The 24,097-nt window shown below is 67.8% G+C and carries 21 protein-coding genes; 7 read left to right on the top strand and 14 right to left on the bottom strand.

Annotation, left to right across the window (positions count from 1 at the left end; all coding sequences use genetic code 11):
• Genes ACH34W_RS40295 through ACH34W_RS40315 form a run of 5 tightly spaced genes read right to left on the bottom strand, consistent with a single transcriptional unit; the run spans position 1 to position 6,475 of the window.
• Entirely contained in the window at positions 1-1,164 is a 1,164-nt protein-coding gene (locus ACH34W_RS40295; RefSeq protein WP_395966459.1) for a lipid-transfer protein, read from the bottom strand.
• The gene (locus ACH34W_RS40300; RefSeq protein WP_395966460.1) at positions 1,161-2,450 is read right to left on the bottom strand and encodes an OB-fold domain-containing protein; all 1,290 of its coding nucleotides are present in this window, start codon (positions 2,448-2,450) and stop codon (positions 1,161-1,163) included. Before ACH34W_RS40300 ends, ACH34W_RS40295 begins: the two co-directional genes overlap by 4 nt.
• A 5-nt stretch (positions 2,451-2,455) precedes the next feature.
• Entirely contained in the window at positions 2,456-3,628 is a 1,173-nt protein-coding gene (locus ACH34W_RS40305) for an acyl-CoA dehydrogenase family protein (RefSeq protein ID WP_395966461.1), read from the bottom strand.
• Complete coding sequence (locus ACH34W_RS40310) at positions 3,629-4,747, bottom strand: acyl-CoA dehydrogenase family protein (protein ID WP_395966462.1); 1,119 nt, start codon at positions 4,745-4,747, stop codon at positions 3,629-3,631.
• Positions 4,748-4,789: 42 nt separating this feature from the next.
• A complete protein-coding gene (locus ACH34W_RS40315; protein ID WP_395966463.1) occupies positions 4,790-6,475 on the bottom strand; it encodes an AMP-binding protein in 1,686 nt (561 codons plus the stop codon).
• Between the two features lie 176 nt (positions 6,476-6,651).
• On the opposite strand from ACH34W_RS40315, the gene ACH34W_RS40320 reads away from it, so the two are divergent.
• Complete coding sequence (locus tag ACH34W_RS40320) at positions 6,652-7,278, top strand: TetR family transcriptional regulator (RefSeq protein ID WP_395966464.1); 627 nt, start codon at positions 6,652-6,654, stop codon at positions 7,276-7,278.
• Here the strand turns inward: ACH34W_RS40320 and ACH34W_RS40325 are convergent, their stop codons facing one another.
• Both ACH34W_RS40325 and ACH34W_RS40330 read right to left on the bottom strand, forming a co-directional pair.
• The gene (locus tag ACH34W_RS40325; RefSeq protein ID WP_395966465.1) at positions 7,279-8,466 is read right to left on the bottom strand and encodes a CU044_5270 family protein; all 1,188 of its coding nucleotides are present in this window, start codon (positions 8,464-8,466) and stop codon (positions 7,279-7,281) included.
• A complete protein-coding gene (locus ACH34W_RS40330; protein ID WP_395966520.1) occupies positions 8,463-9,041 on the bottom strand; it encodes an RNA polymerase sigma factor in 579 nt (192 codons plus the stop codon). The genes ACH34W_RS40325 and ACH34W_RS40330 overlap by 4 nt, the downstream gene beginning before the upstream one ends.
• A 222-nt stretch (positions 9,042-9,263) precedes the next feature.
• On the opposite strand from ACH34W_RS40330, the gene ACH34W_RS40335 reads away from it, so the two are divergent.
• Positions 9,264-10,709, top strand: coding sequence for an alpha-lytic protease prodomain-containing protein (locus ACH34W_RS40335; protein WP_395966466.1), 1,446 nt, complete (start codon positions 9,264-9,266; stop codon positions 10,707-10,709).
• A gap of 222 nt (positions 10,710-10,931) precedes the next feature.
• Here ACH34W_RS40335 and ACH34W_RS40340 read toward each other — a convergent pair whose 3' ends face one another.
• Positions 10,932-12,164 carry a cytochrome P450 gene (locus tag ACH34W_RS40340; protein ID WP_395966467.1) on the bottom strand — a complete coding sequence of 411 codons (1,233 nt, stop codon included), beginning with the start codon at positions 12,162-12,164 and terminating at the stop codon, positions 10,932-10,934.
• Positions 12,165-12,817: 653 nt separating this feature from the next.
• On the opposite strand from ACH34W_RS40340, the gene ACH34W_RS40345 reads away from it, so the two are divergent.
• Both ACH34W_RS40345 and fxsT read left to right on the top strand, forming a co-directional pair.
• Positions 12,818-13,279 (top strand): hypothetical protein, encoded by a 462-nt coding sequence (locus ACH34W_RS40345; RefSeq protein ID WP_395966468.1) that lies wholly within the window; start codon positions 12,818-12,820, stop codon positions 13,277-13,279.
• On the top strand, positions 13,245-15,638 hold the full coding sequence (fxsT, locus tag ACH34W_RS40350; RefSeq protein WP_395966469.1) for an FxSxx-COOH system tetratricopeptide repeat protein: 2,394 nt from the start codon (positions 13,245-13,247) through the stop codon (positions 15,636-15,638). The genes ACH34W_RS40345 and fxsT overlap by 35 nt, the downstream gene beginning before the upstream one ends.
• A 359-nt stretch (positions 15,639-15,997) precedes the next feature.
• Here the strand turns inward: fxsT and ACH34W_RS40355 are convergent, their stop codons facing one another.
• The 3 genes from ACH34W_RS40355 to ACH34W_RS40365 form a co-directional block, all read right to left on the bottom strand.
• Positions 15,998-16,246, bottom strand: coding sequence for a hypothetical protein (locus ACH34W_RS40355; RefSeq protein ID WP_395966470.1), 249 nt, complete (start codon positions 16,244-16,246; stop codon positions 15,998-16,000).
• Positions 16,247-16,475: 229 nt separating this feature from the next.
• Positions 16,476-17,567, bottom strand: coding sequence for a substrate-binding periplasmic protein (locus tag ACH34W_RS40360; RefSeq protein WP_395966471.1), 1,092 nt, complete (start codon positions 17,565-17,567; stop codon positions 16,476-16,478).
• A 139-nt stretch (positions 17,568-17,706) separates the two neighbouring features.
• Positions 17,707-18,186 (bottom strand): hypothetical protein, encoded by a 480-nt coding sequence (locus ACH34W_RS40365; RefSeq protein ID WP_395966472.1) that lies wholly within the window; start codon positions 18,184-18,186, stop codon positions 17,707-17,709.
• An 860-nt stretch (positions 18,187-19,046) separates the two neighbouring features.
• On the opposite strand from ACH34W_RS40365, the gene ACH34W_RS40370 reads away from it, so the two are divergent.
• Together ACH34W_RS40370 and ACH34W_RS40375 are read left to right on the top strand one after the other, a co-directional pair.
• Entirely contained in the window at positions 19,047-19,481 is a 435-nt protein-coding gene (locus tag ACH34W_RS40370) for a DUF3592 domain-containing protein (protein WP_395966473.1), read from the top strand.
• Positions 19,482-19,661: 180 nt separating this feature from the next.
• Complete coding sequence (locus ACH34W_RS40375; protein WP_151566048.1) at positions 19,662-19,898, top strand: DUF397 domain-containing protein; 237 nt, start codon at positions 19,662-19,664, stop codon at positions 19,896-19,898.
• Positions 19,899-19,928: 30 nt separating this feature from the next.
• On the opposite strand, the gene ACH34W_RS40380 is transcribed toward ACH34W_RS40375, so the two are convergent.
• The 3 genes from ACH34W_RS40380 to ACH34W_RS40390 all read right to left on the bottom strand — a co-directional run bounded on the left by ACH34W_RS40380 (position 19,929) and on the right by ACH34W_RS40390 (position 23,365).
• Positions 19,929-22,241 (bottom strand): ABC transporter substrate-binding protein, encoded by a 2,313-nt coding sequence (locus ACH34W_RS40380; RefSeq protein ID WP_395966474.1) that lies wholly within the window; start codon positions 22,239-22,241, stop codon positions 19,929-19,931.
• An 87-nt stretch (positions 22,242-22,328) separates the two neighbouring features.
• A complete protein-coding gene (locus ACH34W_RS40385; protein WP_395966475.1) occupies positions 22,329-22,574 on the bottom strand; it encodes a DUF397 domain-containing protein in 246 nt (81 codons plus the stop codon).
• Positions 22,565-23,365, bottom strand: a complete 801-nt coding sequence (locus tag ACH34W_RS40390) for a helix-turn-helix transcriptional regulator (protein ID WP_395966476.1) — start codon at positions 23,363-23,365, stop codon at positions 22,565-22,567. The genes ACH34W_RS40385 and ACH34W_RS40390 overlap by 10 nt, the downstream gene beginning before the upstream one ends.
• A gap of 148 nt (positions 23,366-23,513) precedes the next feature.
• Between ACH34W_RS40390 and ACH34W_RS40395 the strand changes: the two genes are divergently transcribed.
• Positions 23,514-24,020, top strand: a complete 507-nt coding sequence (locus ACH34W_RS40395) for an ATP-binding protein (protein ID WP_395966477.1) — start codon at positions 23,514-23,516, stop codon at positions 24,018-24,020.
• Positions 24,021-24,097: the final 77 nt, after the last annotated feature.

Consider the following 24,097-nt stretch of genomic DNA (forward strand, 5'->3'; position numbering starts at 1 on the left):
TCAGCTGACGCCGAGGACCAGGCCGCTGGTGGGCACGCCCGTTCCGGCGGTCACCAGGACGTTGCGCACGTCCTCGACCTGGTTGACCGAGGTGCCGCGGACCTGCCGCACGCCCTCGGCGATGCCGTTCATGCCGTGGATGTACGCCTCACCCAACTGACCCCCGTTCGGGTTGACCGGAAGCCGCCCGTCAATTTCAATGCCGCCGTCCTTGATGAAGTCGCGTGCCTCGCCGCGTCCGCAGAAACCCAGCTCCTCCAGCTGGATCAGTACGAACGGGGTGAAGTGGTCGTACAGGATCGCCGTCTGGATGTCCGCCGGGGCCAGCCCCGACTGCTCCCACAGGCGCCCGCCCACGTTGCCCATCGCGGGCAGCGCGGCCAGGTCGCCGCTGTAGTAGCTGAACATCATCATCTGGTCGGGTCCGGTGCCCTGCGCCGCCGCGTTGATGACGACGGGCGGGTTCGGGAGGTCGCGGGCCCGTTCCACGCTGGTCACGACGATGGCCACGCCGCCGTCGGACTCCTGGCAGCAGTCCAGCAGGTGCAGCGGGTCCACGATCCAGCGGGACTCCTGGTGTTCCGCGAGCGTGATCGGCCGCTGGTGGAACCAGGCCTTGGGGTTGGTCGCGGCGTGCCGCCGCATCGCGACCGCGACGCGCCCGAAGTCCTCGCTGGTCGCGCCGTACTCGTGCATGTAGCGGCGGGCCTGCATCGCGACCCAGGCCGCCGGGGTGGCGAAGCCGTACGGAAGGTGCCAGGAGAACTCCAGCCCGGTCGAGTCCACCCGCGCCGAACGGTTGGCCTGGCCGAAGCGGTGCCCCGATCGTTCGTTGAACGCGCGGTAGCAGACGACGACGTCCGCCTGCCCGGTCGCGACGGCCATCGCCGCGTGCGCCACGGTGCCGCACGCCGCGCCGCCGCCGTACTCCACCCGGGAGAAGAAGCGCAGCTCCGGGATGCCCAGCTCGCGCTGCACGGCGATCTCGGCGTTGGCGTCCGCCGCGAACGTCACCAGTCCGTCCACGTCCGACGGCTTGAGACCGGCGTCGCGGATCGCGTCCAGGCATGCCTCGGCGGCGAGTTGCAGCTCCGACCGGCCCGACTCCTTGGAGAACTCCGTCGCCCCGATCCCAGCGATCGCGGTCTTGCCTGAGAGGCTCACTCGCTCTCCTTGATCCGTACGGTCGCCGTCGCGTGGTCGCCGAGGCTCACCGCGCCGCGCACCTTCAGCGTCGTCGCGTCGACCCGTTCGGTGAAGACGCGGAGGGTGTCCCCGGCGTACGCGGGGACACCGAGCCGGACGGAGATGCTCGCCAGGACCGCGCCGGGCTCGGCTTGGAGCGCCGCGCGCTGGACGAGGCCGATGGACGTGAGGATGTTGAGGAAGATGTCTTTGGTCCCCTGAGCGCGGGCCAGCTCGGTGTCGTGATGGACGGGCGTGAAGTCGCGGGTGGCGAGAGCCGTGGCGATCACGAACGTGGGGGTCAGCGGGATCTCCAGGTCGGCGTGCGGCTCCTCCGCGACGGTCTCCGGGGCCTCGGCGGGCGCGTCGGCGGGGATCCATTGCGGGAGCGTCAGGTCGTCGTCCACGCGCTCGAAGACGGCCTTCACCGGCATGCCGATCGACACGTCCTCGGGCGGGCAGCCGTTGACGTTGCCCACGACCCGTACACCCTCGTCGAGTTCGATCACCGCCACCACGTACGGCGGGGTCTTGCCGGGTACGGGGGGATGGTGGTGCACGACATAGCTGTGCACCTGACCGCGTCCGCTTGCGACCACGTAGTCACGCTTGACCGAGTGGCACTTCGGGCACATCGGACCGGGCGGGTGGCGGAGCACTCCGCAGTCGGCGCAGCGCTGGACCCGCAGTTCCCCTTCCTTGGCGCCGTCCCAGTAGAACGCGGTGTCCAGTCCGATCGCGGGCCTAATCGGCCCGCCCTTGGACTTGGCGCCGCTGCGCTTGCGCGGCTGGAACTTGAGGACACGGAAGAGCATCTCGGCGACGCGTTCGTCATTCTCGTCGTACCAGGTCTGGTACCAGGTGACGAAGTAACCCTCACCCATCCCGGTTTTCTTCGGCCCGGTAAGCCCGCCGAACCGCATCGTCGACCGGAGCTGCTCGCCGACCTTCACGTAGCGGTCGTACGTCTGCTCGCAGTTGGTCGCGACGACCCCGGTGAAGCCCGACTCGTTCAGCAGCCGCATGATCTCGTCGGCGGCCGACGCACCTTTCTGCGCGACGAGGCCCGGCATGGACCAGACCTGGATCATCGCCGGCGGCGCGACCTCGGCCCAGTCGCCGGTGTCGCCGAGCGCCTGCGTCCAGTTGCGGATCATCGCGCCGTTCACCGGGTCGAGGCAGGGCGCCCCGGCCCGTTCGCCCGCCGCCGCGAGCTCGGCGGCCAGGGCCTGGAGCCGGTCGTGCACGCCGGTCGCGTCGGTCATGGCGGTCACCGCGGCGCCCGGGGCAGGCCGAGGCCGATCATTGCGATCAGCTCACGCTGGATCTCGTTGACGCCGCCGCCGAACGTGAGCACGATCGCGCCCTTCACGCCGTGGTCCAGCCGGTCGATGAACGCGGCCGTGACCGGGTCGCCGGGGTCGCCGTACCGCGCGAGCGTGTCCCCCACGATCCGGCCGACCTCCTGCATGCGCTCCGAACCGTAGATCTTGGTGGCGGACGCGTCCGCGGCGCCCAGCCAGCCGAGGTCCATGTTCGCCGCGACCTGCCAGTTGAGGAACTCGTTCACGCGCAGGTAGGCGTACACCTGGGCCACCGCGCGGCGGACGGCGGGCTCGTTGATGAGCGGCTCGCCGTCCCGGCCGGTCGCCGTGCGCGCCCAGCGCTCGAAGCGGTCGTAGGTGTGGCCGATGTTGCCCGCCGGGCCCAGCGTCACGCGCTCGTGGTTGAGCTGGTTGACGATGAGGTCCCAGCCCTTGTTCTCCTCGCCGATGAGCATGTCCACCGGCACTCGTATGTCCTGGTAGTACGTGGAGTTGGTGTGGTGCCGCCCGTCCATGGTCACGATCGGCGTCCAGGAGAAGCCCGGATCCTTGCAGTCCACGATGAGCATCGAGATGCCCTTGTGCTTCTTGGCATCCGGGTCGGTGCGCGCTGCGAGCCAGATGTAGTTGCTGTAGTGGGCGCCCGACGTGAAGATCTTCTGACCGTTGACGATGTAGTGGTCGCCGTCCTTGACCGCCGTGGTCCGCAGCGACGCCAGGTCGGTGCCCGCGCCGGGCTCGCTGTAGCCGATCGCGAAGTGGCACTCGCCCGCGAGGATCTTGGGGAGGAAGAACGACTTCTGCTCGTCCGTGCCGTACTGCAGGATCGTCGGCGCCACCGAGTTGAGCGTGATGATCGGGTACGGCACCTCGGCGCGGGCGATCTCGTTGGCGAAGATCTGCTGCTCCATCGGGCCGAAGCCGCGCCCGCCGTACTCCGTGGGCAGCGCGACGCCGAGCATGCCGTCGCGGCCAAGGCGTTTGCAGTGCTCCATGTAGTGCTCGCCGAACGGATCGTTCGCGATCTGGTCGCGCTGTCCGGCGGTCAGGCAGCTCCGGAAGTAGTCGCGCAGCTCGGCGCGCAGCTTCTTCTGCTCGTCGGTCAGATCGATGAACACTCAGGCCTCCCGAGCGGCGACAAGAACGCCAAGCGTGTCGAGTTGGTCTTCGGCACCGCCGAGCAGATGCCCGTAATGCTTGGCCCAGGCGAAGTACCGGTGCAGCGGATAGGTCACGTCCAGCCCGATCCCGCCGTGCAGGTGCTGGCAGGTGTAGAGCGCCTTGACGACCGGGCCCGCGGCGTTGAACGAGGCGATCGCGAGCACCTCGTCGATGTCGTTCTCCATGCGCGCACCTTCGGCCAGGCGCCAGGCGCCTGCCCAGACCGCCACGTCCAGCGCGCGCTTGGCGATGTAGACGTCGCCGATCTGCATGGTCACGGCCTGGAACTGCGCCAGTGGCCGGTCGAACTGCTCGCGCGTCTTCACGTACTCCGTGGTCAGGTTGAGCGCGCCCTCGATCACGCCGGACGACAGCGCGACCGCCCCGGCGACCGCCGACCGCCGCAGCGTCTCCCAGGCCGCGCCGTCCGCGACGCCGCCGAGCAGCGCGTCCGCGCCGACCCGCACGCCGTCCAGCTCGACCCGTGCCAGCGGCTCGGTCGTCGCCGACGGCTGGGGCTTGATCGACACGTCTCCCGGCTCGACCAGGAAGACGCCGGCTCCCTCACCCTCGACCTGCGCGGGGATGAGGATGCGGGAGGCCTCCGCCGCGTACGGCACGAAGGTCTTGACCCCGGTCAGGACGAAGCCGTCGCCGTCGCGCCGGGCGGTCGTCGCGACCAACCCGGCCGGGCCGATCTCGCGGTACGCGCCGGTGAGGAGGGTCTCGCCCTCGTTCAGCGGGGCGAGAAGCGACTTCTGCTCGGCGGTCCCGTGCCGCACGATGGGCACCGCGGCCAGCGCGAGCGAGGCGTACGTGGGAACGGGCGCCACGCGCGCGCCGACCTCGCGCAGGATCACGGTCAGCTCGATCTGCCCGAGCCCGGCGCCGCCCTGCTCTTCGGGCAGGCAGATGCCGAGCAGCCCGGCCTGGGCGAGCGCCTTCCAGATCCCCACCTCGTACGGGGCGCCGCTTTTCTCGAAGGCCTCCAGGCGCTCCTGCGTTGCCTCACGCGTGAGCAGGTCTGCGGCGAGGCCCCGCAGCTCTTGCTGGGTCTCATCGAGATTGAAGTCCACTCATTTGCCCCTTTCGAGGAGATCGGGTGACCGCAGCGAGCTCTACGAGCGAGGATCGCCCGATCGACTCTGCGGGGGTCCGGGGGTCGCCCCCCGGTCGAGCACGTGCCGGCGGCCGCGCTGTTCGAACTCGGTCCGGAGCCGGGCCACGTCTTCGGGGGTCATCCGGCGATAGGTGAGGTCCCGTCCGGGCCGCCACCAGACCGGGTCATCGGTGCGCCAGCCGTCCTGGACGAGCCGGCGCTTGAGGATCTTGTTGGAGGCGGTCGCGGGCAGTTCCCGCGTGACCCGCACGTACCGGGGCGGCCACTTGGGGCTGAGATCCGCGCGGGCGCGCAGGTACGCGGCGAACGCCTCCGGATCGAAGTCGTCGGTCGCCAGGGCCAGCATCACCTGGTCGCCCGCAGCCGCGTCGGGCACCCCGTACACCGCGAGCTGCCGTACGCCGGGAAGCTCGGCCAGCACTCGCTCGACCTGGGCGGCGCCGAAGTTCTCGCCGTCCACGCGCAGGCGGTCGGCGGTGCGGCCGGCGAAGAACACGTAACCGTTCTCGTCGGCGTAGGCGTGGTCACCGCTCCAGAACATGCCCTCCCGCAACCGGTCGGGGGCCTCTTCGTTGTAGTACCCGTCGAAGAGCCCGAGGCCGGCGGTGTTGACGAGCTCGCCGATGGCCTCGTCGCCGTTCAGCAGCCGCCCGGCCTCGTCGAACCGTCCCGGCGGGCACTCCCGGCCGGTGTCGGGGTCGAGCACCTTGATCCCCTCGGTCAGCTTGCCGAGTGCGCCGGGCGGGCCGAACGGATCGGGTGAGAGCGAGATCGCGGTCTCGGTCGAGCCGTAGCCGTCGATGACGAAGCAGCCGAAACGTTCACCGAAAGCCTTCTGCTCCAGGGGCGCCGCCTCGTTCCCGAAGGCGAACTTCAGCGGATTGTCGTTGTCGTCGTCCTTGGCAGGCGTCGCGAGCACGTACGAGAGGGCCTTGCCGACGTAATGGAGGTAGGTGCAGCCATATCGGCGCACGTCGGGGAGCATCCCTGAGGCGGAGAAACGCCCGCGCAGGACCAGCTCGGCGCCTGCGGAGAGCGCCGGAGCGTACGCCGCCATGATGGCGCCGGAGTGGAACAGCGGCATCGGGCAGTAAACGACCGACTCGGCGTCCAGCATCCGCCCAGCGAGGTTCTCGCCCGGCACCACCACCTTGCGATGGGTGACGCGGACGGCCCGCGGCTGCCCGGAGGTACCGGACGTGAAGATCAGCATCAGCAACGTCTGCTCGGTGATCTCGTCGTCCGCCGGAAGGACGGCCCCTTCGTCGTTCGCAAGCTCGTACGGCGCGAGCGACTCCGCGTACTCCGCGCTCTCGATCCCGAGAACAGGCCCGCCGATGTCAGCCGCCAGCTCGGCGTGCCGGGGCTGGGTGACGATCAGGTCACAGTCGACTCGAAGGGCGTCGCCGGCAAGCTCGGTGGCGCTGCGTGAGTGGTTGAGTGCGACCAGCACCGAACCCGACAGGGCCGCCCCGCCGAGCAGGAACACCATCTCGGGGACGTTGTCGAGCAGCACGCCGACATGCAGGGGGCGGTCCGGTGTGCGGCGGGCGTCCATCCAGGCCGCGCGTACCGCGCACTCGCGCACGACCTCGCGCCAGGTCCACCTGCGGCCGTCGTCGGCGCCGCGCAGGCCTGGCCGGTCGTCGCCGGCCCGCGCCCTCAGCATGGCTGCCACCGTCATGGCGCAAAAACTAGAACAGATTCTAGTCTGTGTCCAGAGGTGTGATCAGGAGGCGATTCGCCACGCATGTCAGGGTTAACTGATCGCCCGAACAACGGTCTGCGCGCAGCGATTCAGATAACACGTTCTTGCCAGGGCTGTACGCTAGGGGCAGGAGAACAACGGGAGGCGAGACCGTGACCGCAGAGCCGGCTGCGACCAGCCAGGACGAGGCGGCCGACCAGGCCGCCCAGCAAGGCGTACGCTCGCGCAGCCAGCACCAGCGGCGCAAGCGCATCGTGCAGGCGGCGGCCGCCCTCGCCTCGCGCGGCGGCGTGGAGGCCATGCAGATGCGCACCGTGGCCGAACGGGCCGGGGTCGCGCTGGGCACTCTATACCGCTACTTCCCGTCCAAGATGGACCTGGTCGTCGCGGTCGTCAGCGAGGAGCTCGACCTCCTCGAAGGCAGCATCGACCGGCGCCCCCCGCGCACCAGCAACCCGCCGCAACGCGCGGTCGAGGTACTGATGCGCGCCACCCGCGGCCTCATGCGCGAGCCCGAGCTGGCCGAGGCCCTCATCCGTTCACTGCTGCTGTCGGACGTCAAGACCGACTTCGGCGACCGCATGTCCCGCCTCCTCCTGCGCGCCGCCGTCGGCCCCGAGCACGACCTCCCCGCCGACGACGAGCGCCGCGTCCTCGTCCGCGCCCTGGCCAGCGTCTGGACCATGGAGATGATCGAGATGCTCCGCGGCCACGCGAGCGCCGACGAGATCCAGGCCAAGCTGGAAATCGCCGCCGCCCGCCTGCTCGAGGACTTCTGATCAGCGCGGTCGCTCGCCCATCTTGTCGACGACCGCCACCCGGGTCAGCAGCACGTTGACCCCGGTCCCGTCCGGATTGCAGATCACCTTGTCGCAGTCAGGCTTCGGCCCGTCCACGGGGTTGGAGAGCTCGCCGAGGTACCGGTAGGTGCGTGGATCAAGCAGCAGCTGGTCGAGCACCCAGCCGGGATTCGGCACGTAACCGGCCCTGCGCAGCCCGACGACGAGAGCATCCCTGCCTGCAACGGTCTTCCGGCTGAGCCGCACATCCGGGATCATCTTCATCGCCCGGAAGATCGCCGCCTCCAGTTTGGGCGGCAGCGGCGCGGAGCGCAGGATCGAGCCGAACGCCCGGAACACGTCCTCGTAGGAGGCCTCCAGCGGCGCCGAGCCAGGCGGCGCTACGGAGTCGACCCGCGTCCCCATGGGGAGCTTGGTGCGGTCGGTGTACGACGGGTGCCGGAGCATGAGCTTGAGGAGCGCGGCCGGATCGGTGGGCAGCGCGGCCCGTCCCGCGTAGTCGGCCGGAGGCCAGTCGGTGTCCGGCCGCCTGTTCTTCCCGATCCGGTCGAGGTCTGCGGGCCGCTCGGCCGTGCGGATCAGCTTGCCCTTCCACATGAAGGCCGCGTTCCGGCCATCCGCGGAGTGCCACTGCCGCTCGGCGATGAGCTCCCGCACCGGGTTTCCGTCATGGTCCTTCCAGCCACGAGCGGGGTCGATGTTCCTGAACTCGGTGTAGATCCACTGGTCGCGCGCCGGTGCGGTGAAGGGCCGGGTTTCGGCGGCGACCGCGGCCCGTTCGAGCGCCTCCGCCGCCGCGTTCGCGACACCACCGGGCGGCACACCCGGCACCACCGGCCGCCCGTCGTCCGCGGTCTGCACGACGCTCACACCTGCGGCGATCGCAGCCGCGAGCGCGCCCACCGCGACGAACCGGACGGCCAGCCGAGACCGCCGCCCGGCCGCCAGAGGGCCATGATGGAAACGTTTCCGCCCCACCGCCCGAGCAGGGACCGGCCGGTCGCGGCGGAACCGGCGGGCGTGGTCTGCGGGGCTGTCGACTAGGGCTCCTGGCTTTGAGGCAGCCGCGGCATGTTGGAGCAGGGTGGCGCGGGCGGCTGCGCGGGCTTCGGGGTTGGGCGGCGGGGGTGTGTCCCAGGAGTCGTGCAGGATCTGCAGGTCGTTCATCGGTCGAGCTCCTCTCCGGGAGACGTGGGGTCGGTCTCGCCCAGGGCGGCGCGGAGTTGTTTGCGGGCACGATGCAGGCGGGATCGGGCGGTGCCTGCGGGGATGCCGAGGGCCTCGCCCGCCGCCTGGAGGGAGAGCTCGGCCCAGGCGACCAGGAGGAGGACGTCACGGTCGCGGTCGGCGATCTCGGCCAGCACGGCGGCCAAGAGGGTGCGGGCGGATTCGGCGTCCAGCCGTACGGCGACCCGGTCCGCGTGGCCCTCGGTGACCTCGTCCACGCCGGTGCGGGCGAGGGCGCGGTAGAGGCGGACCTCGGCGCGGTGGTGGCGGGCGATGAGGTTGGACGCGATGCCGTACAGCCAGGGGCGGGCGTCGGGCCGCGCGAGGTCGTAGCGGGCGCGGGTGTCGAACGCGATGAGGAACGTCTCGGCGGCGACGTCGTCGGCCAGGCTCGTGCCCAGCCGGCGCGCCGCATAGCCGTGGATCGCGTCGTAGTAGCGGTCGAAGACGGCGGCGAAACACTCCGGATCGTCCTGGGACGTCCGGATGATGTCGGCGTCGGTCCGGGTGGTCACCGTGGCCAAGTCCGGCTCCGTGTGGTCATGGTCTGCCTTCCGCAGGGTGGATGGTCACCTCTCCTTCGCCGGTACGGGTGAGAGCGTTCGCGGCCGTTCGAGGCAAACGGAAATCAACTGTGAAAAACCGTTCACCGACGATTCATTGCCGCATTCCGGTCGTCCGCATACATTCCCGCCGGAGGGCACCCCCTCCTCCCTTAACCCCCTCAGGAGAGTCATATGGCTCGCACACGCCTCCTGCTTGGGATCGCTGCCTCGGCCGGACTGGTCACGGCTCTGGCGGTCCCGGCGGTAGCGAGTACCAGCTCCCCCGCCACGCAAAGCGCGCTGGTGGCCGCCCCCGTCGCACCGTCACCGTCGTACGATCGGGCGACCCGCATCCAGAAGAACCTTCGCATGGCCCTCGGCAAGAAGTTCGCCGGGGCATGGGTCTCGGCCGACGGCCGGACCGTCACCGTCGCGTCCACCGACGCCGACTCCGCCGCCATGATCCGCAAGGCCGGTGCGACGCCGAAGACCGTCGCCCGCAGCGAGGCCGGTCTCGCCTCCACCCAATCGACGCTGAACCGCAAGGCCCGTTCCGCGGCCAGGTCCGTCAGTTCCTGGTACCTGGACGCCAAGACCAACAAGGTCGTCGTCGAGACCCGTTCCGTCGCGGCCGCGAAGAGGTTCGTGCGGGCCAGCGGGGTGGACGCGCAGGCCGTACGGATCGTCAAGTCGAACGCCAAGCCGCGTCCGCTCTACGACATCATCGGCGGCGAGCGCTACTTCACGACGCAGTACGGCTGCTCGGTCGCGTTCTCGGTGACCAACGGCTTCCTCACCGCCGGGCACTGCGGCCCAACGGGCGAGGCCACCCGGGGCTCCAACCAGGTCGCGCAGGGCTCGTTCGGCGGCTCGTCGTTCCCCGGCGACGACTACGCCTGGGTCAACACCAACAGCCAGTGGACGCCCACGCCCAAGGTCAACAAGTGGAACGGCACGTACGAGACCGTGCGCGGCGCGACCGCCGCTCCCGTCGGCACCCGCGTCTGCCGGTCCGGCGGCACGACCAACACCCGCTTGTGGTGCGGCACCATCCAGCAGCTCAACGCCACCGTCAACTATGAGGAAGGCGCGGTGCACGGGCTGATCCGCACCAACGTCTGCGCCGACCCCGGTGACTCGGGCGGCGCGCTCATCACCGAGACCGGCGGCCAGGCGCAGGGCATCACGTCCGGCGGCTCCGGTACGTGCAGCGACGGCCAGGGCAGCGGCGACTCCACCTACTTCCAGCCCGTGACCGAGCCGCTGCAGATCCTCGCCGGCCAGGGACGCCAGCTCATCACCGAGGGCGGCGACCCCGGTCCCGGCCCCGGTTACTGCGACAGCTACAGCACCAAGGCGACCACCTCCATCTCCAGTGGCGCCAACCAGTACCAGCCCAGCTACACGTCCTCGGCCTCCGGCACCCACGCCGGTTGCGTGGACGGACCGGATGGCGTCGACTTCGACCTCTACCTCCAGAAGCAGAACGCCTCCGGCACCTGGTCCACCGTGGCGAGCTCGACGAGCCCCGGACCGGACGAGAAGGTCAGCTACAACGGCACAGCCGGCACCTACCGCTACCGCGTCCACGCGTACAGCGGCTCCGGCTCCTACACGGTCGGCTACACCAAGCCGTAACCGCGGCGAGCCGCCGTACGAAACCGGTCCCCGGCCGCTCCCCTCCTCGGGGCGGCCGGGGATCCCGTGTCTCGTGGCCGATGATCCCGTGTCTCGTGGCCGATCCAGGCGTCCACACCCACTCCCAACGGGCAGGAAGCCGCTGCGTGGCTGGTCGGCCGCCTCGTCACCGCCCGCGCCACGTGAGATGGGAGGGCAGGCGCCCGGCGGAACCGTTGTGGCTCATCGGGGCTCCAGGCGGACGGGCATATGGCGCAGTCCGGTGTGCTTGTTGCTGCGGACGAACTCCACCGGCCCGGTGAGCTCGATCGCGGCGACCCGGTCGGCGAGGGCGCGCAGGACGACGCGCATCTCCATCCGCGCCAGCGTGGCGCCGAGGCAGAAGTGCCCGCCGCGGCCGAACGCCAGGTGCGGGTTGGGATGCCGCGTGATGTCGAACCTGTAGGGATCGGTGAAGACGCGCTCGTCCCGGTTGGCCGACGCCCACCACAGCGTGACCTTGTCGCCCGCACGGATCGTACGGCCTCCGATCTCGACGTCGCGCGTGGCCGTACGCCGGTTGTACGGGGTCGGCGACGCCCAGCGCAGCATCTCCTCGACCGTGGTGTCCAGCAGGGACGGCTCATTGATCGCCTGCCAGGCGGCCGGGTCGCCGACGAGCGCCAGCACGCCGAGCGCGAGGGAGTTGCGGGTGGTCTCGCTACCGGCGGCGATCATCAGGTTGAACAGCATCGTCTGTTCGAGGTCGGCGAGCGGCTCCCCGTCGATGCGGCCGTGGGCGGCCAGCGACAGAAGGTCGTCGGCGGGGGTCTCGCGCTTGTCCGCGAGCAGGCCGGAGCCGTACGCGAACATCTCGGCCGCCGCCTGCCGCGTACGTTCGGTCGCCTGGCCGAGTTCGCGGTCGTCGTAGTCGAGGGTGACGTTCGCCCACTCCAGCAGCCGGTGCCGGTCCTCCTGCGGGACGCCCAGGAGCTGCGCGACCGCCTGGAGCGGCAGTTCGGCGGCGATGTCGACCAGGAGGTCGCACTCCCCCTTCGCCAACGCGGCGTCCACGATGCGGGCGGCCCGCCGTGCGAGGTCGTCCTCGATGAGCCTGAGGGTGCGCGGGGCGACGCTCGGCCGCAGCAGGCGGCGGAAGGCGGCGTGGCGCGGGTCGTCCATCATGTTGAGCAGCACCCCGGCCGCGAACCCGCGCGGCAGATCCTCGATGAGCGTGCCGCCGCCGTCCCGCGCCCCGCCCGTCTCGGACGAGAACGTCCCCGCGTCGCTCGCGGCCGCGACGACGTCGTCGTAACGGCTGAGGACCCAGAAGCCTTCGCCGTCCGGGGTGTGCGCCGTCGGCTCGTGGAACCACACCGGCACCTCACGGCGCAGCAGGTCGAACACCGCGTACGGAAACCCGTCGGCGAAGCGCTCCAGGTCCGTCAGGTCGATATGACCGCCGATGCCGTCCATGCCACCTCCCGCGCCACCGAGGCTCGCACAGCCACCAAAACTAAGCAATCGCTTGGTCGAACGTCGCGCGCCGCCCTCGAGGCGGCCAGGGACCCCGCGCCTCCGCCCGGATCGCGGCAGAAGAGTGCGCTTGGGGCTGCAAGTTCCAGGCCCACCCTCGGTCCCGTGCGAAATTTGGGACCTGATCGGCCTCTGGCAGCTCGGCGACGTGACACGAGGGAATAGTGCCTTGCAGGGCTCGGTTCGCTGCATAAACCGGCGATCGTGAGCGGCAGGCGGTCTGATATTCGTTCTGACGGGCGCCCTTCGATTCGGTCGAACCGCCCAGCGAGACGGGGGGCCAGGGGTCACCAGGTCAGTCACCGGGTCACCGGGTCACCGGGTCACCGACAGGGCTGGTATCACGACCGCATGGTGAGTTCAGCGACCCTGTCGCGGACGGCGGTGGCCGGATCCAGCGGGACTCTTTCACGAATACTCGCAGGTCACGTGGCTGACGCAGTCCAGGGACCAGCTAATGCACACCCTCCCGGTTCTGGTGATTTGTTCTGAGAATGCATCACTTACAGATAGCAAGTATCACCTTGCAGGGGATATTTAGCCACATGAGCAGCACTTACGATCCTTGATCGGACAGGAAGGGAATAGGTGGGATGAGTAGAGACTTGCTGGATATGGCGGAGCAGATCACACCCTATGTGGTGGCAGCGGCGAGCGCGTACGGTGGCGCAGTGCTGGCCCAGGCACAGCAGGAGACCGCGACCGCGGCACTGGGGGTAGGGCGTCGACTGGCGCGAAAGATATTCGGCGGGGACAAGACCGGCAGACCCATTCCGGAGGAATGGGTCGACGTGATCGCCGACTACCACAATCCTAGAAACGCGGCGGCATTGCGTGGAGCGATTCACAAGGCACTGGCCGAGGATGGAGAACTGGTCGCGCAGGCAGTGGAAGCCCTTGCAAAATCCCGGAATTCCCGACCACAGGTGGCGACATTCGGGGAGCGATCACCAGCAGTCGGTACCAATACTGGAATCATCATGACCGGTGACGACGCCTATTTCTCCAGTGAGGCCTGCGATGGCGGACGAGTCCGACGAAGCTATCAATGCTGACCCGACTGACGAGATAAGGGCTTGGGGAGATCGGTCACCTGCGGTCGGCACCAATCACGGCGTTATCATCACCGGTGATGGCGCGCAGTACACCACTGTCACGCCGGTACCGTTCCCACTGCCCGAAAACGTGCGACCTCGGGCCAGGGTCATAACTCTTCCCCGACCGGCGACTCGGGTGTTTGTGGGGCGCGAGGATGCCTTGGCGCAACTGACCGAGGCGTTGGAGGCTCCTGGCCACGCGATAGTGGCTCAGGTGGTCCATGGCATGAGCGGCGCGGGCAAGTCGGAGTTGGCATTGCAGTACGTTCACCGCTACCAGCAGCAGTACTCGCTGGTCTGGTGGACCACCGCCGAGAGCCTCCAGCACGTCCAGACTGGATTGGCCAAACTGGCCCGGTTTCTGGCACCTGATGGCGCCAGGATGGCGACAACAGAGGAAGCCGCCGGATGGGCGGCTGCATGGCTGCGCGCCCACCCGGGGTGGCTCCTGGTGCTCGACAACGTCACTGACCCAGCCCATATCGCTGGTCTGCTGGGATCGGTGGCGAACGGACGTGTGGTGATCACCAGCCGCCGCGATGTGCGCTGGCCCGGCGTTACCAACACTCTGCACCTGGAGTTGCTGGACCCGAGCGCCGCCGCGGATCTCATCGCCGACATCACCGGCCACACCGATCCCGCTAGTCACGACTCTGCCCGGGCGATCGCCGAGGAACTCGGGTTCTTGCCGCTGGCGCTGGACCAGGCGGCTGCCTACATCCTCCAGACGCGCATCGGCCTGGACGACTACCTACGACGGCTGCGGCTCTACCCTGAGCACTGCTACGCCGCAGCCGCACATGGGGACAAGGCTCAGTCCACCATCATCCGACTGTGGGATCTCACTTTGCGCAGCCTCCTTGCCCAGGCCCCCTACGCTGTAACGATCGCCCGGGTCCTGGCGCACTACGCCCCCGAAGAGATCCCTCGTCATCTGGTTGGCGGCCAGAGCGAGGACCTTACTGCACAGGTAGATGACGCACTGGGAGCACTGGCCTCCCACAGCATGATCACCCTCACTGGCCAGGCCGTGACCATGCACCGTCTCACTCAGGCCGCCGTTCTCAGCCAAACCACCCCGCTGCCCACAAACAACACCATCTACCGCGACACGGCACTCAGTTGGCTCAACCGAGCTATGCCCGCCAACCCACAATCCAACCTGGACGGCTGGGCAACATGGCGCTCCCTTCTGCCGCATATCGATGCCCTCAGCGCCCACCACATTCCCAACCACGAGACCGGACAACTGGGACTTGTCCTCAAAGAAGCGGCGCGGTTCCTCATTAGCCAGGGGGAATACCAGCGCGCTCACACAATGCTCTCAACCGCTGCGGCCATCGCCGAGAGCATCTCCGCGTCCACCTCCCCTGACCTGGCCATTCGTTTGGGTGACATCGCTGTCGCCTATTGCGACCTGGGGAGGCCGGCCGATGCCCTGCCGTTGTTCGAGCGGGCATTCGCCATCGCCGAATCTGATCTCCCACCCGACGATCCCAATCTCGCCATCCTGTTGGGCGACCTCGCCGCCACCCACCGCGCCCTGGGACGACCCAGTGATGCCTTGCCCCTGGATCGGCGGGCGCTGGCCATCACCGAAGGCGCGCTTGAACCTGAGCCGCGACTCCTTGCCATCCGCCTAGGCAACCTTGCTGCCACCTATCGAGCCTTGGGCGCGCCCGTCGACGCCCTGCCACTGGAGCACCGGGCACTCGTCATGATCGAGGCGGCCTTCGAGCCCAACTCCCCCGAAGTCGCCATCCGGTTGGGCAATCTAGGTGCCACCTACTGCGATCTAGGGCGAGCCGACAAAGCACTTCCGCTGTTCGAGCGGGCCCTGGCAATCACCGAGTCTGCGTTTGGATCCGTCCACCCCACCCTCGCAGTGAACTTGGGTAACCTAGCCGTCACTTACTGCACTCTGGGGCTTCCCAGAAATGCCCTGCTGATGGCGCGTCGGGCAGTCGCCATTGTCGAGGCAGCCCATGGTCCCGAGCACCCAACGCTCGCTATCCGATTGGGCAGCCTAGCCATTGCCTATTGCGATCTGGGGCAAATCACAGATGCCCTACCTCTGTTCGAACGAGCTATCACCATCGCAGAAGGTGCACTTGGATCGGACTACCCGGACCTCGAAACCTGTTTGAGTAATCGCGCCATCGTTCAATGTGATCTTGGGTGGGCCATCGACTTCCAAGAGGCAATCACCCAAGCCGCAGACCGTTCATTGGCCATTTATGGCGCCAACCATCCTGCTACTCAATCATTCCAACAACTCTCAGATAAACTGAGAGATCTCTACGGTGCAACCGAATAGATACCGTCCACTATTGCGACGACAATGACACTCACCGTCTCTCGAGCGACGACCAAGGGATCCGATTGATCACCATCCGCTCGTCGGCAAAGCCGCACGGTCTGCGGCAGAAGCGTGCGTCGCGCCCCACCGGTATGAGCGGACGATCGCAGGCGGTCAATGAGAGGGCAGGATGGCGGCCTAACATTGCGTCATGGCGTACGAGGCGGTCTATGCAATCACGGTGCGGGCAGTCCAGAGTGGTCCTGAAGATCCGGACGATCCCTATGCGAATATCCGCTTCATTCAGGACGGAGAGCCATTGGTCTATGCCGCCGCGCCACCACAGCGCGTCCCCGAGTGTGGTGCGACGCGCTTCATCATGCCAGGCGAGCTGTGGTCAGCGCCGATCCCCGCCCGATGACGTCGATGTCGCCGAGCGGTCTCGCCGCGCCTTCACCCGTGCCTCGACTGGCCGGGTGGGCGGTGCGATCCGGAGCCAGCCAGACCGCGACGCAGATGCTCACCACGCCGGCCAAAGCTGACACTGCGGCCAAGACCTTGTTGGCCTGCTCCCACTTCATCACGAAGGAGAGCACGAGGACTCCGATGGCCACGACGACCGTCATGGCCATCACTATGCGCCGAGTTCTCACGGGGATCATTCTTCCCCACGCGCGATCAACACTGCGGCCGCTTCCCGGAAGTCCGGAGATACGGGGAGTGATGGCAGCCCGAGTGGATACGACAGGGCTGACACCCGCAGAACAGCTGGACCTTTACCGACCCGCAGTCATCGACAGTCACGACTGATCGGCTCAGCCCGAACATGGCCGCTGGAGGGCTGCGTCCAGCCGGTTAGATGAAGGATGCGGGAGATTTGCATTCCGCCGGGGAGGTCGGCCGTCTGTTGTCGGGCGAGAGCCCGTTCAAATGCGCGCGGAAGGTGATGTCCCACTGCCGGAGGACGAACTCTTCGATCGCCTCGTTCAGCTTTTTACAGAGCTTCGGCCTGTTGTTCGGAATTCCGATGCCGTATTTCTCGACGCCGAGGCTGAGCGAGCCTGGCGGATCGATGCCTTTTGCCTTGGCGTTGGCTTCGAGTATGGCCGCGTCGGTGGAGACCGCCATGTCAGGATCGGCCTTGCTGAGGAACTTGTTAAGGCATTTGGCCAGCGATGGTTCGTAGATTGGCTTCCATCCCAGCTTTTCGAGTCTCTCATGACCGGTCGTGCCGTTGGGCACACAGACCTTCTCCGGAGGAATATCTTCGAGCCTTTTGACCGGGTCCCAGGTGAAGAACTTCTGAGTGTCGAGGAAGTAGGGCCCGGCGAAATCGATGCTCTGCTCTCTATCGGGAGTCATCGAAAAATTGGCGACCACCAGCTTTACATCGCCCTTCCGACTCCCCCGCAACTGCCCCAACCGCTCCGAAAGTGAAAGGGGAATGTATTCCGGGGTAAATTTGAAATGCGACGCCAGGAACTCCACCAGCGCTATGTCAAAGCCGACGCGGGTGTTGTTCCGCATCGTGCTCCAGCCGGGATAGTCTTCGAGATTCACCCCGACCTTCACGGTGCCCGACAGGTAATCCCTCGGATCTGGCTCCCTGGTGTACAGGTAAACTCCTACGCTGGCCGCAAAGGCCAAGGCCGTGAACAGGATCGCGAATCGCAGCATTCGCCTTCGAGAAGGAATCAACGCACCCTGCTCGCTCGCGCGGATCAGGATGGGCACAATGACGGCGGCGACATTTAGGGGGATGACAACTATGGCAGCGACATCGGCCCCCCACTTCGGATTCAGTAGGAGCCATAGGGTGAGAGCCGCAGTCGCCAGTATCGTGGGCAGGAGCCAATACAAGTGGCCATAGACGGGACTGCCGAGCGATCCGGAAGGCTGCGCAGCGGATCCGGAGGATGAAGAGGTCCCCGTTTCTCCTGTTGCCATGCCGCGAGTTTAGCGAGAAATCCTTTGCGATGACCTCCGGCCAGTCAGATATAACCTCAAAGCCAGACGGCGTGCATTTGCCTCATAATAGACTTTCTTCATCTACATTAAGGCGCGATGTCTGGCTTGGGGTAAGTTGCTAGCCGTCAGTCCGGAACGGCACCGCCATGGGGCCGCGTTTGGGGTGGAAGGGACGGACCAGGTCGATCAACGCTCCGACGTCGGGGGTTGGGACCTGATGTGCGATGGTCCAGCACCATTCGCGTTCGCCAGGATTCCACCACGATTCCAGGTCCGGGTACGGGCTGGCCAGCCCAAGTTGATCAGGGTGATCGGGGAGTTTGCAGGCCAGCCGCGGGACGCGGTTGTGGTACAGGTCGATGACCAGGACGTTGTAGGCTCCCGGCCGCTGGATGGCGACGTAGCCTTTGTTCATCACCGGTTGCCAGGGCAAAGCGCGTTCTTCTACCGCGGTGACGATGTCTCGGAGAAGTTGCTGGCCGACCTGTAGCCGGTCTTGTGGGACGCCAAGTTCGGTGGAGTAGGCCTCCCAGGTCCAGTCGATCGCGTGGGAGCGTGCCGGGCGGCTGTGCTTGGCCCAGTCGTTGGGACGCACCACCAGCTATCCAGATGACGACCTCGGCCTGGGTGCCCGCACAGTAGGTCAGGACTTGGCCCAGGTGAGCGTGGTCGGTCTGCTCGAGTTGATTCTCCACGATCACCACACGGCCCTGCGCGTCCTCCAGGAGAAGATCCAAGGAGTACCGTCCCACCGCATGTTCCCGTTGGCGCAGTTCCAGCGCCAGTCCAACAGCCTGTCCAAGGACGTCCAAATGTTCTGCCAGCCAGGGAGTGAAATCGGTGGCCTCGTTGGGCCACACCTGGCGCAGGGCAACTGGCTCGAGCCGTCCGAGGTTGGTCATGAACCCTTTGCCTACCACCCCGGGAGTGGATGGGAAACCCCAGCCGGGACTGGTAGGTCGTCGCCGTCGGCCAGGCTCAGCACGGTCGGCGGAGGGCTGTTCCGCTGACGTGCACCGAGTGGCGCCTGCAGACCACCGCAGCGCGCCACACTGTGGTGGTCTGCGTCCCGAACGAGCGGTCACGGCAGAGTTCCGGCATCGTGTCAGGCATGCGTGGGGCTGCGTTGGCCAGCGCCCAGCCCGCTCGGACTCGTGTGTCGAGGTGGATGCGTTCTGCACCAATGATGCCAAGGAGAGCCCAGCCGTCTTGTGTTCCCTCAGCGGTCTTGCCGAACAGCCGGATCACGGCCCGCAGAACAACGGCTCCAGCAGATCAGCTCCCTAGCCCCCGATAGCTACCTTCCGGTGGAATGCCAGGTAAAGGAGACCGTGGCGCCTGCCTGGATCACCATCCCGGTTCGTGGCCGCCGTCCCCTCCGAAACCTGACCAGCCCTGGCGACGTCCAAGGTTGTGCGGTCATTGCGTGCCCACGAGGTGAGTTGAAAGGGAGATCCCATGGTGTTCTTGGCCGTCTTCGGGGCGGTGACGTTGTTACTGGGCCTGACCTTCGTTGTCATCGCGACGGCGTTAACCCGCAGCGAGCGGCGCTTCGCGCGTACCGGGATCCAGGTCGCCGGCAACGTCGTCGGTGAGGAACAGCACACCCGCAGATCTCAGAGTGGCGTAACCGTCTACTACCATCCGGTCATCGAATACCAGACCGCCGACGGCCACCTGCTGCGCGCCAGCACCGAGGTCAATGCCCAGCGCCGCCACACGATCGGCACGCAGGTGAAGATCCGATACCTGCCGGACGCTCCGACCCGGATCCGGCTCGTCGGCGAGACCCTCCTAAGGCGGATCTCCGCCATCTTCCTGGGCGTCGGCGCACTGTTCACCCTGCTCGGGCTGATCCTCCTGACCGTCTGGCTGATCAAGATCACCGGCTAGTGGGAACGCGCCTGATACTCCTTCCCACCCCTCATCGGCATGTCCGCATGAAGGATTAGAGATCGGCTTCAGGGCGCACGGTCCTTGGGCGGCGGGGGATCACGCGTCTCCGCCCGCGCGGCGGTCCGGCCCGCACTAATCTGGAGGCCGACCCGGCAGCGGAACGGAGCAGGTGTGTCAGTGAGCGAGCAGGAGCCGATCCTGAGCGACGGCGTCATCATCGAGTTCATCGATGGCAAGGACGTCCCGGTGGGCCATAAGGACTTCGGTGAACGTGCCGTCGTCATGCGCGACGCCAAGAACCCCGAGGGCCCGATCCTCTACTTCACCGAGGCCGAATGGGACGCGTTCATCGCGGGCGTCAAGGACGGCGAGTTCGACGACCTCCTTGACGAGGAGCCGCCCGCCGACGTGTGAGCGACGGCGGCCCCGCCACGCGGGGCCGCCTCATCTGGGCTTGGCGGTGGTCGCGGGCCCCAGAAGGACGAATTTGCCGTTCTGCACCTGGTAGATGTAGCTGGTGCCGCCGCGGAGCCGTCCCTTTGCGTCGAACCGGATCCGCTGGGTGGCCCCCTGGATGTCGAACGCACGGAGATGGGCGTTGATCTTCTGGGGCGTGGTGTCCCCCGTGGCGATCGTGTACAGGAGCCCCTTCGCGGCGTCATAGGCCTCCGGTCCGTACGGCCCCGGCCGCGCGCCGCCGTTCGCCTTCGCGTACCGCGTCAGGAAGTCGAGGAATTCCTTGGGCATGCCCTTCGTCCCCCGGCTGACGTCCACGCATGAGCAGGCGAGGAGCGCGCCCTCGGCCGCGCCGCCGGCAAGCTCGATGAGCCGGTCATCGAACGCTTCCTCGGTGAGGTAGAACCGCTTTTTGAAACCCTCCTTCCGCGCCTGCTTGATGAGAGGGCCGGCCGTCGCGAAGTCGCCGCCGAAGAAGACCCTCGTCACGTCTTCGTAGAGCCCCAAGACTGGTTTGCCGCCGTCCTTCAGGCGTTTCACGACCTCCGCGAAATCCTCAGGCCTCGGATTGCGCGGCGGGCTCATCGAGATCCGGCGGAGCCGCCGGCCCCACCCGCCCTCTTGCGCACCGGCCCCGAACATGTCGGCGGCGGTCCGGGCCTGCGGCTGGTCGTCCTTCAGCACCGCAAGCCTGTGTCTGCCGTACGGATCCCACGTCGACGAGAACGGCACCAGGGCGTTCAGCGTTTCCTTCGCGTCGGGGACCATGGTGTGCGAGTACTTCCAGCCGTTGGCCGTGAGCTTCGCGCCCGAGGCCGAAGGCGAGACGCTGGGTAGTCCCAGTCGCTCGAGTACCGGCATGACCTTCTCGCTCTCACCGGTGAGCATCGGCCCCACGACGGCGACGAGTTTCTGTTCGCTCGCCCGCGTCGCCGCCGCTTCCGCCGTCGCCGGGTCGCCCTTGGTGTCGATGGGGACGAGTTCAGCGCGCGTCCGCGGCTTGCTCGCGTTGTGCTCCTCGACCGCCAGCTTCGCCGCCGCCATCGCGGACCCCCCGTACCTGCTCGACGGGCCGGTCATGGGCGCCATCAGGCCGATCCTGACCTTCTCGGGGAGGTCTCCGCCGGGGGCGCCCCCGTCAGACCCGAAGTTGGCGAACGTCACAGGCACCGCGATGGCGACCGTCACCAGGACCACCGGAATCGTCGCGAGCATCCATGGACGGCGGCGGAGACGCGCGAGGCGGGGGCCTGCCGGTGGCGGTTGCGCGGGCGGCGGCTCCGCCGGTAGCGCTTGCACGGGGCGCTGGTCTGCCGGTGGCGCTTGCTCGGGGCGCTGGCCTGCCGGAGACGGTTGCTCGGGGTGGGGGTCTGCCGGGGGCGCTTGGGCGGGGTGGGGGTCCGCTTGGTGGGGCTCCGCGGGCGCCATGGGAGTGGTCGGCGTGGCCACCACCTCTGCGCCGCGTTCGGCTGGATCGGTGTCCGCGGGTGGTTCGGCGCCGACGAGGCTCATCAGGCGATACAGCAGGTCCGAGCTGGTGGGTCGTTGTGCCGGGTCCTTGGCGAGGCACGCGGCGGCGAGGTCCGTCAGCGGCTCGGGCACTCCGCTGAGGTCGGGGTCGGCGTTCAGCACCTGGTTGAACAGCGCCGGGATCGACTCCGCCGGGAACGGCCTCCGTCCGGTGGCCGCGAACACCATCGTCCCGCCCCAGGCAAACATGTCGGCGGCGGGTCCGACGTCGTCCGCGGCCACCTGTTCGGGTGCCATGTAGGCAGGCGTGCCGAGCGCGCCGGACAACGTCGCCGCCGACGCGTCCAGCGCACGCGCGATCCCGAAGTCGATGACCCGTGGCCCGCCGGGCCCGATGAGCACGTTCGGCGGCTTGAAGTCGCGGTGAACGACCCCGGCCCGGTGGATGGCCACGAGCGCGGTCGCCGTGCCGATGGCCAGGCGCATCATCGCGCCGTGGTCGAGCGGGCCCTCGTCCCGCACGACGGCGGTCAGGGACGGCCCGCGCACGAACTCGCTGACGATGTACGGGCGGTCGCCGAGCATGTCGGCGTCCAGGACGCGAGCCGTGCAGAAACCGGAGACCCGTTCGGCGACCTCCAGCTCGCGCATGAAACGCCGCCGGGCCTCGGCGTTCGAGCCGAGCCGCGAATGCAGCAGCTTGACCGCAACCTCGCGCCCCTGCTGGTCACGCCCTAGGAAGACGGTGCCCTGCCCGCCTTCGCCGAGGCGTCCGACCAGCTCGTACGTGCCCGCCCGCCGGGGATCGTCGGGCAGCAGAGGGTCAGCCATCGGCAAACCTCCCGGGGATCAAGCTCGCGCGTCACCCATATGACGCTCCCCGAAAGATCTCAGTTGGCCGTGCCCGCCGTCTTTCGATCAGCCTTCCTTGATCTGGTCGGCGAGGCGCCGGAACGTGTCGCGCGGCAGCAGGAGCACGCCGCCGTCGGGGTCCTTGCTGTCGCGCACGGCCACGACGCCGGGCTGCGAGGCGACCTCGACGCACTCGCCGCCGTTGTCGCCGCTGTGGCTTGACTTACGCCAGATCAGCGCGAGCTCGACGCAGTTGCCGCCGTTGTCGCCGCTGCGGCTGGACTTGCGCCATCGGGCGCCGCTCAGGTCCATCTCTCTACCTTGATCCTCTCGATGCGTTCGAGCGACTGATCGACGGGGAGGGCGAGCGAGCGGATCGCCTCGAACCTCTCGGAGGCGGTCCGCAGGTCCTTCGGCTCGCCCGTGGTGATCCCGCGAACGGCCGTCTCCACGTACGCTACCTCGCTTCGATCCTCCAGGGTCGCGAGCACGAACGAGCCGTTGACGCCGCGGTGGCGCCTGGACGGGACTACGTGGATATTGATGTTTTCGGAGGCCGACGCGAGTAGATGGTCGAATTGCTCGCGCATCACGTCCGGGCCTCCGACGTCGCGGAGCAGCGCGGCCTCGTCGAGGAGGCAGATCAGCATCGGTGGAGGCGGGTCTTCTCGGGTGAGGATTTTCTGCCGGGCCATGCGGGCGGTGACGGCGGACTTGTCTCCGTACAGCAGCTCGGTCGCGTACGCCTCGGTCTGTAGCAGACCGCTGATCACGGCGAGTTGGAAGTTGCGGAGGGCGATCGCCTTTCGTTCGTGCTCTGGCCAGTCGAACCACGGCGGGTAGACGCTCTCCTTGAGGAGCCCGTCCCAGAGTCGGACGATCGCGCCGTGTGCGTCGAGGGCGGCGTCGATCTGTACCGCGAACTGGCGGAGCGGCATCTCCTTGGCCCGTTCGACCGCGCCGACGTACGACCCTGTGTAACCGGCGCGGGAGCCGAGCTGGTCGAGTGACAGCTCCATGCTTTCTCGGCGTACGCGCACCTCGGAGCCGAAGAGCGCGAGCGGGGAGGACGAGGGGTTGAGGGCACCAGAACGCCGGGGCATGACGACACTCCGTTCGCAAGCGATGGCAAGCGGGTGGGCCGCGTTGCCGCGTGGGTCACAGTCTGTCGAGGGTTCGGTCACTTTCAGTATGGATCGGCGGGGAGGCTGGAGGCCGGAAAGCAGGAAAAGCGGTGATGAGGTGGTCGCAGTGTCAGATCCACGCCTGGTCGGGGTGCTACTCGGGCATATCCGTCTCCCCCGGGTCGAGGCGAGTACCAAGCCCGCGCGTGACCTCGTCGCGATGACCGCGCGTTCGTGGAAGCTGGACGACACCATCGTCTACCGGGCGCGCCTGGCGGCCTCCGAGCTCGCCACCAACGCCGTACGCCACGGCGGCGGAACGGAGATGCTCATCTTCAGCACGCGCGTCGGCACCCGGTTGCGCGCCGAGGTCCACGACGCCTCACCGGTCATGCCCGAGCGGCACGACCCTGCGGTGACCGACGAGTCCGGGCGCGGGCTGCTCATCGTGGACGACGTCGTGACCGAGTGCGGCTGCTACCGGACGGTGACCGGCAAGGCGGCATGGTTCGAGATCGAGACCGCGTGGCCGCTCGACCCACCGCCGACCACTGCTTCGGCGCCGGACACCAAGGGGCCCGCGACCCCGACGACACGCAACGCCAACCCTCGGTCGGCGGTCAGGCTCCGATGAGATCGTCAGAAAGCCACGGTCGAGCTGCTCCCAGGTGACGGCGATCCTGAACGGGTCGACGACGTCGACGGCGAGAA

Source organism: Actinomadura sp. 6N118, from assembly GCF_044326415.1.
Lineage (GTDB): Bacteria > Actinomycetota > Actinomycetes > Streptosporangiales > Streptosporangiaceae > Spirillospora.

Coding starts and splice junctions, on each gene's coding strand:
- ACH34W_RS40300 (WP_395966460.1), bottom strand. CDS start 2,450: ATGACCGACGCGACCGGCGTGCACGACCGGCTCCAGGCCCTGGCCGCC.
- ACH34W_RS40315 (WP_395966463.1), bottom strand. CDS start 6,475: ATGACGGTGGCAGCCATGCTGAGGGCGCGGGCCGGCGACGACCGGCCA.
- ACH34W_RS40325 (WP_395966465.1), bottom strand. CDS start 8,466: ATGAACGACCTGCAGATCCTGCACGACTCCTGGGACACACCCCCGCCG.
- ACH34W_RS40335 (WP_395966466.1), top strand. CDS start 9,264: ATGGCTCGCACACGCCTCCTGCTTGGGATCGCTGCCTCGGCCGGACTG.
- ACH34W_RS40340 (WP_395966467.1), bottom strand. CDS start 12,164: ATGGACGGCATCGGCGGTCATATCGACCTGACGGACCTGGAGCGCTTC.
- ACH34W_RS40345 (WP_395966468.1), top strand. CDS start 12,818: ATGAGTAGAGACTTGCTGGATATGGCGGAGCAGATCACACCCTATGTG.
- fxsT (WP_395966469.1), top strand. CDS start 13,245: ATGGCGGACGAGTCCGACGAAGCTATCAATGCTGACCCGACTGACGAG.
- ACH34W_RS40355 (WP_395966470.1), bottom strand. CDS start 16,246: ATGACGGTCGTCGTGGCCATCGGAGTCCTCGTGCTCTCCTTCGTGATG.
- ACH34W_RS40360 (WP_395966471.1), bottom strand. CDS start 17,567: ATGGCAACAGGAGAAACGGGGACCTCTTCATCCTCCGGATCCGCTGCG.
- ACH34W_RS40370 (WP_395966473.1), top strand. CDS start 19,047: ATGGTGTTCTTGGCCGTCTTCGGGGCGGTGACGTTGTTACTGGGCCTG.
- ACH34W_RS40380 (WP_395966474.1), bottom strand. CDS start 22,241: ATGGCTGACCCTCTGCTGCCCGACGATCCCCGGCGGGCGGGCACGTAC.
- ACH34W_RS40385 (WP_395966475.1), bottom strand. CDS start 22,574: ATGGACCTGAGCGGCGCCCGATGGCGCAAGTCCAGCCGCAGCGGCGAC.
- ACH34W_RS40390 (WP_395966476.1), bottom strand. CDS start 23,365: ATGCCCCGGCGTTCTGGTGCCCTCAACCCCTCGTCCTCCCCGCTCGCG.